This is a genomic window from Gemmatimonas sp. (assembly GCF_027531815.1).
Taxonomy (GTDB): Bacteria; Gemmatimonadota; Gemmatimonadetes; order Gemmatimonadales; family Gemmatimonadaceae; genus Gemmatimonas.
Genome location: NZ_JAPZSK010000001.1, coordinates 191,917 through 205,156, shown reverse-complemented (window position 1 = coordinate 205,156; position 13,240 = coordinate 191,917). Strand labels below are relative to the sequence as shown.

Here is a 13,240-nt window from a genome sequence, read left to right as displayed (position 1 = left end):
AAGCGTAGAGCAGCTCGTCCCGTTCCACCGGGCGTTCGTCCCGCTCCCCCCGGATCCATTTCGCCCACGGCCGATTGGCACTACGATTGCCCCATGGAGACGGAGCGATCCCGCACGGAGGCGGCCACCGCCGATATCCTGATCTGGCAGACCGGCTATCGGCTGGCGCTGGCTGTGGTCACGGGGATCGTCACGATTGCGCTGCGCGTGAGTGGCTCGCTGCCGCTCTCGCCGGTCGCCGACGTGACGCTCGGACAGGAATACGTGAATTGGGTGCTGGTCGCCATCACGGCGCTCTACGCCGGGCTGGTGCTCGGTATTCGCGCCTTCACGCGCCGGACGCGCAGCGCCAACCGCACCCTCTCCACGCTCATGGTGGCCGCCGACCTGACCGTCGTGTTCTGGCTTGTATTCCTGCTGGCGCAGCCCGACAACTACTACTTCGGCCTGTTCGTCGCCTTCGTGTCGCTGCAACTCACGCATGTGTATTTCGGGCGCTCGCCGGCGCTGCTCATGCTCGCGGCCACGGCCGTCTCATATCTGCTGCTCAATGACATCGCCGAGCGGCACGGCAGCCCGGTCAGTTGGGGCCGGGTGCTCGTCACGCTCTCGATCTTCAGTACGGGTGCGCTTCTGCTCGAACGGGTGCAAAGCAACCTGCAGGAACGACTCGCCACGCTGGTGTCGATCTTCGAGAAGGCCGAAGAGGGAGACTTCTCCGAGAGCTACGATGTGGCCGCCGACGAGCGACCCGATGCGATCACCTCAGTGGGCCGGGCCTACAATCGCATGCGCACGCAGCTGGCCAGCATCGTGCTCACGGATCCCCTGTCGGGGTGCTACAATCGCCGCGGCTTCGAACAGCAGTTCCGCCGGGAGCTCGCGCGGGCGGTGCGCGCCAATACCGACGTCGCGCTGCTCGCCATCGACCTCGATCACTTCAAGGCGGTCAACGACACCCATGGCCACCTCGTGGGCGACCGGGTGATTGCCGAAGTGGGGGAACTGCTGCGTGCCAATGCGCGTACCGAGGATGTGGTCGCGCGGACGGGCGGTGAGGAGTTCATGATCCTGGCCCCCAGCACCTCGATAGACGGGGCGCAGCATCTTGCACTGCGCATCGTGGAGGCCTTTCGGCGACGGGTCTTCGTGGAACCGTCGCCCCGGGTCATGCTGACCGTGAGCATCGGGGTCGTGGCCGACGCCGTGCCCAACGACGACATGGCCGAAGACCTGCGCGCACGCGCCGACGAAGCGCTCTATGCCGCCAAGCGCAGCGGACGCAACCGTGTGGTGCTCTGGTCACGCGGGCTCGACGCGCTCAAGCTCGGACAATCCGGTTCCCAGTAACGCCGTCAGTCGGGCACCACCATGGTGCCCTGGGCCATGACCACGCTGGCGCCCCCCACGCGCACCGCGGTGATGCCCCCCTGCCACTTGTCCGCTTCTATGGACAGGCGGCTTGGTCGGCCCATCTCCACGCCCTGGGCGACCTCCCAGCGCAACGTGCCCTCACGCGGCGTGCGTGCGGCCAGATACCCGGCCAGCGCGGCGTTGGCCGAGCCCGTGGCCGGATCTTCCGGTACGCCGCAGCTGGGTACGAACACGCGGGCGCGGAGGTCACAGCCCCGTACGTGGTCGGCGAGGTCCCCGCTGTGCGTGCCGCCGGTCATCGCGAAGACCATCGGCCACTCCGCCCACGTCCCGCCAAGCACCCGCTCCCACGCCTCCACGCGCAGTCGCGCGCGAGACACCGCGTCCACGCTGGCAAGCGGAATCATCTGAAAGGGTAAGCCGCAGCTCACGCCGGCCGGGGCGTAGTCGCCGTCCAGCAGGTCGGTCACTTCCAGCGAGAGCATGTGCGCGATCGCTTCGCGGTCGGTGACCTCCACCCGCTCCTCCGGCAACAGCGCCGTGGTGAGCTGCGCCCACGACGGCCCCCCCTGATCGAGTCGGAGACGGACCGGCACCGGTCCCACGTTTTCCCCGAGCACCACCGTCATTTCCCCCGCCGCGATCTCCTCCGCCGACGGCTTTACCTCTCCCGTGGCCACCAGGACGTGCGCGGTACCGATGGTGGGGTGCCCGGCGAACGGTACTTCCATGCCCGGTGTGAAGATGCGGACGCGCCGCGTGGTGCCCGCCGACTCCGGCGCGAACACGAACGTGGTCTCGGAGTAATTGAACTCCCGCGTGATGGATTGCAGCGTGTCGGTCGACAGGCCCTCCGCGCCGAACACGACGGCGAGCGGATTGCCGGTGAAGGGCTGCGACGTGAAGACGTCGGCGGTGACGTAGCGGATCGTGCGCATGGCGATGCGGTTGATGGCGCGCGCGGCGCGCGCGCCCGTTCATGACACGGGAGGGGCAGGGGGAAGGTATCAGGGGGAAGAAGGAAGACGGCTTCCCCCTTCCCCCTTCCCCCTTCCCCCCTTCCTCCTGCCTCCTCCCTTGGAAACAAAGCGGGCCGGCCACCGGCCGGCCCGCCGTCCTTCACCCAAGGAAGGGGTACGTCCAGTCGAGCGGCGACGAGAACGTCTCCTTGATCGTCCGCGTGCTCACCCAGCGCATGAGATTCGACTTGCTGCCGGCCTTGTCGTTCGTGCCTGAGCCGCGCGCCCCGCCGAAGGGCTGCTGCCCCACGACGGCCCCGGTGGGCTTGTCGTTGATGTAGAAGTTGCCCGCGGCGTTGCGCAGGTGCGTCATGGCTTCGCGCACCGCCTGCCGGTCGCGCGAGAACACGGCACCCGTGAGCGCATACGGCGACGTCCCATCGACCAAGGCCAGCGTTTCCATCCACTTCGCATCGTCGTACACGTACACCGTGAGCAGCGGGCCGAACAGCTCGTCGCACAGCGAGCGGTAGTTCGGATCCTGCGTTTCCACGATCGTGGGCTGGATGAACCACCCCGTCGACTTGTCGTAGCCCCCACCGGCCACAATGGTCGCGTTGGTCTTTGCGTCGTCGATCGCCCCGGCGAGCCGGTCGAACGCGCGCTCATCGATCACCGCCGCCACGAAGTTGGAGAAGTCGCGCGTGTCCCCCTGCTTCATCTCCGCCATCATCGCGATGCACCGCGCCTTCACCGTGGGCCACAGCGACGCTGGCACGTACGCCCGGCTCGCCGCCGAGCACTTCTGCCCCTGGTACTCGAAGGCGCCGCGCACCATCCCTACGGCCACGGCCTGCGGGTCGGCACTGGGGTGCACCACGATGAAATCCTTGCCCCCCGTTTCGCCCACGATGCGCGGATACGACCGGTACTTGCCCATGTTCTTGCCCACCGTCTCCCACATGCTGTTGAACACACCCGTGGAGCCGGTGAAGTGCACACCGGCCAGGTCACGATGTGTGAGCGCGATATCGGAGATCATGGCCGCGTCGCCGGGAATGAAGTTGATCACCCCCTTGGGCAGGCCGGCCTCCTCGAGAAGCAGGTAGGTGTACCAGCTCGACAGCAGCGCCGTGGCCGACGGCTTCCACAGCACCACGTTGCCCATCAGCGCCGGGGCCCCGGGGAGGTTGCCGCCAATGGCCGTGAAGTTGAACGGCGTGACGGCGTACACGAATCCTTCGAGCGGCCGGTAGTCCAGCTGATTCCACATCGTGTGGTCGCTGAGCGGCTGCTCCGCGTACAGCTCCTGGGCGAACTGCACGTTGAAGCGCCAGAAGTCGATCAGTTCACAGGTGGCATCGATTTCGGCCTGATGCACCGTCTTGGCCTGCCCCAGCATGGTGGCGGCGAGCAGCGTGTTGCGCCATGTGGTCGTGAGCAGCTCGGCCGCTCGCAGGAAGACGGCGGCCCGCTCCTCCCAGCGCCAGCTGGCCCATTCGGCGCGCGCCGCGGCGGCAGCGGCAATGGCCTCGTGCACGAGCTCGGGCGTGGCCTTGTGATACGTGGCCAGCACGTGCTGGTGATCGCAGGGCATGCGGACCGTGCCGGTGTGGCCGGTGTGAATGCGGCGGCCGCCGATCACCACCGGAATCTCAGCCACCTCGGCGGCCATCTGCTCGAGGCGCGTCTGCAGGGAGGCACGTTCGGCCGATCCCGGCGCGTACGCGCGCACCGGCTCGTTGACCGCAGGCGGTACGCGGCGCGTACCGTCGAAGGCAGCAAAGGACATCGTGGGTCTCCAATGGACTGGAAGCAGCGAGCCCGGCGGCAGTACGGTGCCCGGCCGCAGGCGAACGGATGTGGCCAAAGCTAGCAGACGCGCTGGCGTCGCGCCGTTCTTGCACTACCGTTCGCGCATGTCCCGTCCGCTGCCACCTTTCCGCCCCGCCGCGCTCCTTACGGGTGCCATGCTCGGGCTCACCCTCACCGCCTGCGAGGAACCACCGGCGCGGTGGCTGGACGCGGCGCCCGTGGCGACCACGAAACCGTCGCCACTGCGCTACCCGCCGTTCGCGCCGTACGACAGTACGCTCGCCGACAGCTCCACGACGGCGGCGTTCCTGCTCACGGAGGATCAGCTGCGCGAGGCGGGGGCCGTCACCCTGCTCGTGGGGCCTCTCGATTCCCTCGCGCAAGCGGGGCAGCGACTCGCCGCGTCGGCGACGCTGCCGCCCATGGAAATGGCCCCGGCGCCCACGACCTCGCTGGGAGACGGGGAGGTGCCCCTCGACGCCGCCCGCTGTGCCCGTTCGCTGCGGCTGGCGATGGCCCCGGCGCGTGGCCGGGTGGCAGTGTGGTGGACGCGCGCGACGGGCGGCCGTGTCCACCTGGCCGCCGCCTGGCGCGATTCGGTCCGCAGCGAAGGGCGCCTCGGCGCCTGGCGCGGTCCCATCATGGTGGACACGCTCGATCAGGGGCCGCGCGATGCGCAGGCCGCCGATCGCGGCGCGTACGGGTGCGCGCGCCCCGCGCCGAGTCTTGCGGTGGATAGCCTCAACGGATATGTGCATGTCGCCTACGCCCTCACCGGCCCCGAGGGCCCGGGGGTGTTCTATGCGCACCAGATGGATCCTCGCTCCGCCTTCGAGCCGCCGGTGGCCGTGCTCTACGGCGAGCGGCTGGGGCAGGCGCGCGTGGCGTCGCACGGCGAACTGGTGGCGGTGGCCTACGAGGACCCCAACAGCCGCGCCCGGGTGACGACGGCGGTGGCGATTTCCCGCACGGCCGGCCATCTCTTCGAGGAGCGGCTGACGGCAAGTGGCGGGACCACGGCGCGCGATCCGTACGTGGCGGTGCGCGGCAAGGCCGTGGTGGTCGGGTGGAGCGACTTCGCCTCGCCCGATGCGGAACCCGTGTTCAAGATCCGTCGTGCCGTCGTGAAGTGATCTGCGTCCTGCTCCCTGAACGCCCCCTCCCTGCTTCCTGAGCCATGCTCCTGTTGGGCGCCCACTGCATCGATACCGGCGGCATCCCCATGGCAGCCCGTCGCGCCGGCAATGCGGGCATGCACGCGCTGCAGATCTTCAGTGCCATCCCCAAGTACTACAACGACAAGGTAGGGGTGAAGCCGGACCGGGTCGCCCGCTTCCACGACGCGCTCGCCGCCGCCGGCATTCAGCCGACGCATGTCATCGTGCACGCCGCGTACGTGCTCAACTGCGCCACGCCGGACGCCGAGAAGTGGGCGCGTGCCGCCGCGGGGCTGGCCAAGGAGTTCGAGCGCTCGACCGCGCTGGGCGTGGGTGGCGTGTGCTTTCATCCGGGGGCGGCGACCACCGGTGACCGCCAGGAGGCGTGCGAACGGGTGGCAGAGGCCATGCGCCGCGCACTGGCCGCAGTCCCCGAGGGCACGACGCGCCTGTTGATCGAGAACACGGCAGGCGCCGGCACGACCGTGGGGCGCACCCCCGACGAGGTGGCGCTCATGCTGGCGGGCATTCCCCGTGATCAGCGGCATCGAGCTGGCTACGGTCTCGACACCTGTCACCTCTTTGCGTCGGGCTTTCCCCTTGCCGAGTCGCGGGAGGCGCTGACGGGCGTGCTGGACGCCTTCGAAGCGGCCACCGGTGAACCGCCGGCCTTCCTGCACCTCAACGACAGTGAAGGGGCGATGGGGTCGAACAAGGATCGGCACGCGCTCATTGGCGAGGGGCTCATTGGCGCTGAGCCGTTCGGCTGGCTGCTGCAGGACCGGCGCGCCCAAGGGATCCCGCTCATTCTCGAGACGCCGCAGCAGCTTCCCGACGTCGCTGAAGACGATGCGTCGCCCGATCCCTGGGACGTTCAGTGCCTCACGCGCCTGCGCGCGCTCGCCGACGCGGCGCGCTGACGCGGCGCGTGGTCGCGTGCGCGTTGCTGGGGATCGCCGCGTGCACGCCCCCCGCCCCGACCGGCACGTGGCGTGAGGAGCGCGCCGTGGTGGCGATCGACGACAGCATCACCCTCGTGGGGTCGCTCACGTTGCCGGCGTTGCCCACCCCGGTGGCGGCCGTGCCGTCGCGCGTCCCTGGGGTGCTGCTGATCGGCGGCTCCGGGCCGCAGGATCGTGACGGCGCACGGGCGGAGCTGTCGGGCTACGCCCCGTGGCGCGAGCTCAGCGAATCGCTGGCCGCGGCAGGGATGGCCGTGCTGCGTCTCGACGATCGGGGCACCGGCGAGTCGGGCGGACGGTTCGCGGGAGCGACGACGGATGACTTTGCCCGCGATGCGGCCGCTGCCGTTCGCTGGCTGCGCGCACAGCCGGCCATCGACCGTGCGCGGATCGCGCTGGTGGGGCACAGCGAGGGCGCGGTCGTGGCGCTGCTCGCGGCGCGTGCCGACCCGGCGATCGCGGCCCTCGTACTGCTGGGCGCCCCGTCACGTCCCGGGCGTGAAATCGCCCGCTGGCAGCGGCAACAGCTCGTGAGCAGCGACCTCGCCCGGTGGCCTGGCGAGGCCCATACGACGGTGCTCGCGGCCGCCGATGCCGAGGCGGAACTGCTGGCGGCGGCGGACCCGTGGCTGCGCCGCTGGTTTGCGCTCGACCCGCGCGAGGTGGCGGCCACGGTGCGCCAGCCGGTCCTGTTGCTGCACGGTGACACCGATCGCCAGGTGCCGCCGGCACATGCCGACGAGCTCGCACGCGCGCTGCGCCGCGGGGGCACACGACCGGTAGAGGTGCGGCGGTTTCGCGACACCGATCACTTGCTGCTCCCCGATCACGACGGCGAGCCCGAGGGGTACGTGCGCCTCGGCGACCGGCGGGTGCGCCGCGAAATTCTCGCCGCCACCACACATTTTCTCTCTGTTCACATGGCGCCGCGCTGAGCGGGCGGTGCGCCGCGAGCGCGCGTTTGAGAGGAGAAACGGGGCGCGCCGCGACGAAAAAATCCGCGCGTCAGAGGGGAAAACGGAGAAAAACGGCAAGAAATCGGCGTTTTTCAGAGGGAACACGTCAAATCCACTATTGCGCGACCAAGGTGTGATTGTAGCTTGTGCGCGTCCGCGAAGCGCTTCCCGCCTTCGCGCGATCTGTCGAGATCATCCGGTTGCTCGACGCGACCTACACGGTCACCACTCTCAGGAGACGACATGGCCGCTGCGAAGAAGTCCGCGAAGAAGGCTGCTCCCAAGAAGGCCGCCAAGAAGGCTGCCCCGAAGAAGGCCGCGCCCAAGAAGGCGGCTGCGAAGAAGGCCCCGGCCAAGAAGGCCGCGACCAAGGCTGCGGCGCCCAAGAAGGCGGCCGCGAAGAAGGCCCCGGCCAAGAAGGCCGCCAAGCGCGCGCCGAACCCGGCGTTCATGAAGCCCCTCACGCCGAGCGCCGAACTCGCGGCGATCGTCGGTGAGAAGGGCCTGCCGCGCACGGAAGTCGTGAAGAAGCTCTGGGCCTACATCAAGAAGAACGGCCTCCAGGATCAGAAGAACAAGCGCCAGATCAACGCCGACGACAAGCTGAAGAAGGTGTTCGGCGGCAAGAGCTCGGTCAGCATGTTCGACATGACCAAGCTCGTGTCGAAGCACCTGTCGTAACCCACGATCGGCTGCTTTCGTACGACAAGGGGGCGCGTCCATCCGGATGCGCCCCTTTTACATTTCCGGTGGTTTGCCCTCCGCCCCGCCGGGCGCCTCCGTGGAACACCTACCCGCACACCCGTGGCCTCGAAGAAGTCCGCCTCCTCCAGCAGTGGCAGCGCCGTCTCGGCGCTTCGCGCCGGCAAGTCCACCGGCGGGTCCGGCCACGGCCCCACCCTGTGGGAGAACGCCAAGGCCGTCCTGTTCACGGTGGGAGTCTTTCTCCTGGTGCGCACGTTCCTGCTCGAGGCCTATCGCATCCCCTCGGGCTCCATGATTCCGACGCTGCTCGTTGGGGATTGGCTGTTCGTGAACAAGCTGGCGTACGGCCCGCACGTGCCGCTTACCTCCATCAACCTCCCGGGATACGACGACCCCGCGCGTGGCGATGTCGTGGTGTTCGTGTCGCCCAATCAGTTGGACCAGCCGGACGACCCCACCCCGACGCTCGTGAAGCGTCTGGTCGCCGTGGGAGGCGACACCGTGTGGATGCGGGGCGGACTGTTCTATCTCAACGGCGTCCCCCAGCGACAGGGGTTTGCCGCGGCGCAGAACCCCACGGGCGATGGTGGATTCTCCCACCCGCTGTTCCAGTGGCAGAAGCCGTTCGAGGTGCAGGGCACCGCCGCCGGCGATCCGCCCGCCCAGCCGACACTCGACGACTGGGGGCCGCTCGTCGTGCCACCGGGGATGCTGTTCATGCTCGGCGACAATCGCTACGACTCCAAGGACGGCCGCTACTGGGGATTCGTGCCGCGCGAGAACGTGCGCGGGCGCCCGGTCTTCGTGTACTACTCGTATCGCGCCGACGAAAGCGATCGGCCGCTCCCCTTCCTCACCGATATCCGGTGGGGACGCATTGGCGACATCATCCGGTGATGTGCGCGTGACCAGCCCGTGGCGCCGCTTGCGGGGAGTGTGCCACGCCGTTGCCGGGCTCCTGGCGGCGGGGGCGGCGGCACTGCCGGCGCAGTCGGCAACGGGTACCGTCATCACGGATACGCTCTGGGCGCAGTCCCTCGGCACCCGCAAGGCACTCACGGTGTACCTGCCGCCGTCGTACGGGCGCAGCGATGCCACCCGCTACCCGCTGCTGGTGTACCTGCACGGACTGGGCGGCAGCGAACGGGACTGGGTCACGGCGGGGCGGTTGCCGTCGGTCATGGATTCACTGGTGGCCGCCGGCTTCCCCGAGGCGATCGTCGCCATGCCCGACGGGGACGATGGCTGGTACACCACGTGGGCGTCGCTCCCCGACGCAGCGTGTGCCGCCGATACGGTGCGCCAGGAGCCGGCTGCCACCTACTGCGTGCCGTGGCCGCACTACGACGACTACATCGCGCGCGATGTCGTGGCGCATGTGGATCGTCGTTACCGCACCCGGGGCACCCCCGAGAGCCGCGGCATCGCCGGCCTCAGCATGGGTGGCTACGGTGCCATGACGCTCGCCCTCGCGTATCCCGACGTCTTCCGCGCCGCGGCCAGCCACTCGGGTGTCCTCTCGCCGCGGCTGCGTGTCGGGGCCGTGCCCGCCGACCCCGCGCGCTACGCCAGCACCGTCGCCGAGCTGGCCGCCGCGGCGCGTCAGCTGTGGCGCTCCCAGCGCCCGGCCTTTGGCTCCGACACGCTGGGGTGGCGCGCCCGCGACCCGCAGCAGCTGGCGGCCCGCCTGGGGGCCCGCGTGCAGCGCGGCGACGCGCGCTATCCGGCGCTCCAGTTCGACAGCGGCGTAGACGACGTCTGGGCGCCACACAACCGCGACTTTGCCGCCTCCCTCACCCGTCTGGGGGTGCCGCACCGGTACACGGAGTACCCGGGGGCGCACACCTGGAGCTACTGGCGCGCGCACCTGCCGGAGAGTCTGGCATTTCTGCTGCGCGTCGTGCGGTAACGGCGCGGGGGACCACGCGCGATCGACGACGCGTTGGCGACGACGCTGTGGCGGGAACGCGTTGGCGGGAACGCGTTGGCACCAACGCGGCGCAGCGCGGGCGCCAACGCCGGCACGGACGCACGGCAACTACGCGGGTCGGGGTTGGGGTCGGGGGGCGGCTGCGCCGGCGTCGGTGTCTGCGTCGGTGTCTGCGTCGGTGCCAACGCGTCCCCGCCAACGCGTCGTCGATCGCGCGTAGTCCCCCGCGCCGTTCCCCCCCACACACAGGGAAAGGCCTAGCGCCCCCTTTCCCCGCAGGTAGCTTCACCGGAATGTCCCGTTTCTTCCCGCGCGAGGTGATCCACTGGGGTGAGGAGAAGCTCCACCCCCTGCGCGCCTTCGCCATCCGCACCGTGGAGCCAGCCGGCATTACCGGGCTGGTGCTGCGCGGGTGGCGTGCCGTCATCCTCGGCAGCGGGAGCTGGCTGTTCTTCATCGTCGGCCTCACGCTGGGCGTGCTGTTCCTGTGCGGCATGCTCACCTGGCACCTCGGCAACTATCCGGTGCGCCGCTGGCCGCTGCGCGCCGTGGCCTTCTTCGTCATCGAGTTCGCCGTGGAAATGGGGATGAGCTCCGTGCTCATCGCCCTCGGACGCGAGCGCTATGGCTCACAACTCGCCGGCTGGGGGGACTGGTGGGCCATGGCCGGCCAGACGCTCTGGCAACGCGGCCTCACCATCGCGCTCTTCGCCCTCATCCTCGCGGTCGTCGTGCAGATGGTCCGGAAAGCCGTCGACCAGCGGTCGCCGGCCACTGGTTGAACGGACGGCCTGCTGCCCAACCACCTCCATCCCCCACGGACCTCGTGACAATGCGTCCCACCATCGCCGCCCTCGCGCTGCTCGCCCCCCTCGCCGCGCACGCCCAGCCCATCGCCTTTCCCGCCACGCCGGGGGCACGCACCTCCGGCTCCGTGGCGGCCGACTCGCTGCGCCCGTTCGGGCTGCTGCGCGATCAGGCGATGCAGCAGCAGAAGTGGTTCGAACTGCGCATGGAGCGGACGCTCCCCATGCTGATGCGTCGCGAAGGCGTGGACATGTGGGTCGTCCCCATGCGCGAGTACAACGAGGACCCGCTGTTCAAGGCCATCACGTCGCCCACCACCTTCGCGGCGCGTCGGCGCACCATCTACGTGTTCTTCGATCGCGGCCCCCAGCAGGGCATCGAACGCATCGCGCTGGGCGGCACATCGCAGGGGAACGTCTTCAAGGCGGTGCGCAGCATGAAGCCGGTGGCGCAGCCCGCGGCCGGCAGCCGTGAGAACTCGCGGCAGGCCGAGCTGTGGGGCGATGAGCAATGGACCGTGCTCAAGCAGGTCATCGAGGAACGGAAGCCGCAGAAGATTGCCATCAACACGTCACGCACCTTCGCCTTCGCCGATGGCCTCTCGAGCGGGGAAAAGGAGGGGATGCTGCAGGCGCTCGGCGCGCCGTGGACCACACGGATCGTCAACGCCGAGGCGCTCGCGGTGGACCTCATCGCCGCGCGTCAGCCGGAAGAGGAGGCCGCGTTCCGTGAGCTCAATCGCGTCGCGTGGGAGATCATCAGCGAAGCGTTCTCGAACAAGGTCATCACCCCCGGTGTCACCAGAACCGACGACGTCGTGTGGTGGATGCGCCAGCGGCTGGCCGACCTGGGGCTGTCCACCTGGTTCCAGCCCAGCGTGGAAGTGCAGCGCGCCTTCGGCAGCCCGGAGCTGGTGGGAGTGAACCCCGTCATCCTGCCCGGTGATCTGCTGCACTGCGACTTCGGCGTGACCGCGATGGGGCTCAACACCGACACGCAACACAATGGCTATGTGCTCAAGCCCGGCGAGACCGACGTGCCGGCGGGGCTCAAGAAGGCGCTCGCCACCTCCAATCGGCTGCAGGACATCACCGTGGAGGAGCTCAAGCCCGGACGGACAGGCAACGACGTCCTCAAGGCGGTGCTCACCCGCATGAAGGCGGAGCGGATCGACGGCACCGAGTACTCGCATCCGATCGGGCTGCACGGCCACGGAGCGGGCGCGCTGATCGGTCTGTGGGACTACCAGGACGGCGTGCCCGGGCGCGGCGATCACAAGATCATCCCCGGCATGTGGTACTCCATCGAACTGCAGGCTACCACCCCGGTGCCGGAGTGGAATAACCAGCAGGTGCGGTCGGCGCAGGAGGAGGACGTGATCATCGATGCCAGCGGCAAGGTGCGCTGGGCGTTCGGACGGCAAACCACGTACCATCTGGTGAGCGCTCCCCTCAAGTGAACTGAAGTGGGGCGCCGGGTGTCATCCTGACACTTTCCGTCGGCGTTGTCGTAGTGGCTGCTACACCTGAACCAGGAGCTTCCGTGGCGCTGGGCGATTTCCTCCGCAAGCAATTCATCGATGTCATCCAGTGGACCGAGTCCGGTCCCGGGGTGCTCATGCACCGCTTCCCCATGCGGGACATGGAAATCCAGAGTGGCGCCCAGCTCACGGTGCGGGAGTCGCAGCTGGCGCTCTTCGTGAACGAAGGGCGCGCCGCCGACGCCTTCGGCCCCGGGCTGCACACGCTGGTGACGCAGAACCTGCCGCTGCTCACGAACCTCATGAACTGGGACAAGATGTTCCAGTCACCGTTCAAGAGCGATGTCTACTTCTTCTCCACCCGGCAGCAGACCGGACAACGGTGGGGGACGCAGCAGCCCATCACCATTCGCGATCGCGAGTTCGGGGCGGTGCGCCTGCGCGCGTTCGGTATGTATGCGTTCCGCGTGGCCAACCCCGCCGTGTTCCAGCAGACCGTGGGCGCCACCGATACGGCGTACACGGTGGCGCAGATCGAGCCCCAGCTGCGGAACGCCATCATTGCCGGCTTCACCACGGCGTTCGCCAACGCGAACGTGCCGTTTCTCGACCTGGCCGCCAATCAGGCGCAGCTTGCCACGCAGATTGCGAGCGGCGTGGCGCCGGCGTTCGAGCAGCTGGGGCTCAAGCTGGAGTCGTTCACCGTCGAGAACCTGTCGCTGCCGGACGAACTGCAGAAGCGCCTCGACGAGCGTATCTCGATGAACATGATCGGCGACATGCGCACCTACGCGGCGTACCAGGCGGCGCAGAGCATTCCCATTGCGGCGGCCAACGAAGGCGGCATTGCCGGCCTCGCGGCGGGGCTGGGCGCCGGCGTAGGAATTGGCGGGGCCATCAGTGGGGCCATTGCCAGTGGCATGCAGGCACCGGCGGCGCCTGGCGCAGCCGTGCCCCCCACGCGCATGGCGCCCCCCGTCGAGCCCTCGGCCGACAGCAAGTTCTGTATCAACTGCGGCACGCGGCTGCCGTCCATCGCCAAGTTCTGCTCCGCCTGCGGCACCGCGCAGGGAAGCTGAGCGCACGGCCCGCCTT

12 protein-coding genes are annotated in these 13,240 nt (G+C 69.1%); 10 read left to right on the top strand and 2 right to left on the bottom strand.

Features of this window, described 5'->3' with window-relative positions; all coding sequences use genetic code 11:
- The first annotated feature begins 93 nt into the window (after window positions 1-93).
- The gene (locus O9271_RS00910) at window positions 94-1,350 is read left to right on the top strand and encodes a GGDEF domain-containing protein (protein ID WP_298265268.1); all 1,257 of its coding nucleotides are present in this window, start codon (window positions 94-96) and stop codon (window positions 1,348-1,350) included.
- Between the two features lie 5 nt (window positions 1,351-1,355).
- On the opposite strand, the gene O9271_RS00905 is transcribed toward O9271_RS00910, so the two are convergent.
- A complete protein-coding gene (locus tag O9271_RS00905; protein WP_298265267.1) occupies window positions 1,356-2,312 on the bottom strand; it encodes a PhzF family phenazine biosynthesis protein in 957 nt (318 codons plus the stop codon).
- Between the two features lie 181 nt (window positions 2,313-2,493).
- Window positions 2,494-4,125: an L-glutamate gamma-semialdehyde dehydrogenase gene (gene pruA, locus O9271_RS00900; RefSeq protein WP_298265265.1), complete on the bottom strand. Its 1,632-nt coding sequence runs from the start codon at window positions 4,123-4,125 to the stop codon at window positions 2,494-2,496.
- 127 nt (window positions 4,126-4,252) lie between these two features.
- Between pruA and O9271_RS00895 the strand changes: the two genes are divergently transcribed.
- From O9271_RS00895 to O9271_RS00855, 9 genes are all read left to right on the top strand, one after another.
- Entirely contained in the window at window positions 4,253-5,281 is a 1,029-nt protein-coding gene (locus tag O9271_RS00895) for a hypothetical protein (RefSeq protein WP_298265263.1), read from the top strand.
- Window positions 5,282-5,325: 44 nt separating this feature from the next.
- Window positions 5,326-6,225 carry a deoxyribonuclease IV gene (locus O9271_RS00890; RefSeq protein WP_298265261.1) on the top strand — a complete coding sequence of 300 codons (900 nt, stop codon included), beginning with the start codon at window positions 5,326-5,328 and terminating at the stop codon, window positions 6,223-6,225.
- Entirely contained in the window at window positions 6,183-7,202 is a 1,020-nt protein-coding gene (locus tag O9271_RS00885) for an alpha/beta fold hydrolase (RefSeq protein WP_298265259.1), read from the top strand. Before O9271_RS00890 ends, O9271_RS00885 begins: the two co-directional genes overlap by 43 nt.
- A 264-nt stretch (window positions 7,203-7,466) precedes the next feature.
- Window positions 7,467-7,904 carry an SWIB/MDM2 domain-containing protein gene (locus O9271_RS00880; protein ID WP_298265257.1) on the top strand — a complete coding sequence of 146 codons (438 nt, stop codon included), beginning with the start codon at window positions 7,467-7,469 and terminating at the stop codon, window positions 7,902-7,904.
- A 123-nt stretch (window positions 7,905-8,027) separates the two neighbouring features.
- A complete protein-coding gene (gene lepB, locus O9271_RS00875) occupies window positions 8,028-8,825 on the top strand; it encodes a signal peptidase I (protein WP_298265255.1) in 798 nt (265 codons plus the stop codon).
- Window positions 8,826-8,832: 7 nt separating this feature from the next.
- The gene (locus O9271_RS00870) at window positions 8,833-9,837 is read left to right on the top strand and encodes an alpha/beta hydrolase family protein (protein ID WP_298265253.1); all 1,005 of its coding nucleotides are present in this window, start codon (window positions 8,833-8,835) and stop codon (window positions 9,835-9,837) included.
- A 314-nt stretch (window positions 9,838-10,151) separates the two neighbouring features.
- The gene (locus O9271_RS00865; protein ID WP_298265251.1) at window positions 10,152-10,640 is read left to right on the top strand and encodes a hypothetical protein; all 489 of its coding nucleotides are present in this window, start codon (window positions 10,152-10,154) and stop codon (window positions 10,638-10,640) included.
- Between the two features lie 50 nt (window positions 10,641-10,690).
- A complete protein-coding gene (locus O9271_RS00860; RefSeq protein ID WP_298265249.1) occupies window positions 10,691-12,124 on the top strand; it encodes a M24 family metallopeptidase in 1,434 nt (477 codons plus the stop codon).
- Window positions 12,125-12,207: 83 nt separating this feature from the next.
- Entirely contained in the window at window positions 12,208-13,224 is a 1,017-nt protein-coding gene (locus tag O9271_RS00855) for an SPFH domain-containing protein (protein WP_298265248.1), read from the top strand.
- The last annotated feature ends 16 nt before the right edge of the window (window positions 13,225-13,240 follow it).

Bases quoted from the DNA above. Each gene is read 5' to 3' on its own strand.
- O9271_RS00910 (WP_298265268.1), top strand. From the start codon at position 94: ATGGAGACGGAGCGATCCCGCACGGAGGCGGCCACCGCCGATATCCTG.
- O9271_RS00905 (WP_298265267.1), bottom strand. From the start codon at position 2,312: ATGCGCACGATCCGCTACGTCACCGCCGACGTCTTCACGTCGCAGCCC.
- pruA (WP_298265265.1), bottom strand. From the start codon at position 4,125: ATGTCCTTTGCTGCCTTCGACGGTACGCGCCGCGTACCGCCTGCGGTC.
- O9271_RS00895 (WP_298265263.1), top strand. From the start codon at position 4,253: ATGTCCCGTCCGCTGCCACCTTTCCGCCCCGCCGCGCTCCTTACGGGT.
- O9271_RS00890 (WP_298265261.1), top strand. From the start codon at position 5,326: ATGCTCCTGTTGGGCGCCCACTGCATCGATACCGGCGGCATCCCCATG.
- O9271_RS00880 (WP_298265257.1), top strand. From the start codon at position 7,467: ATGGCCGCTGCGAAGAAGTCCGCGAAGAAGGCTGCTCCCAAGAAGGCC.
- O9271_RS00865 (WP_298265251.1), top strand. From the start codon at position 10,152: ATGTCCCGTTTCTTCCCGCGCGAGGTGATCCACTGGGGTGAGGAGAAG.
- O9271_RS00860 (WP_298265249.1), top strand. From the start codon at position 10,691: ATGCGTCCCACCATCGCCGCCCTCGCGCTGCTCGCCCCCCTCGCCGCG.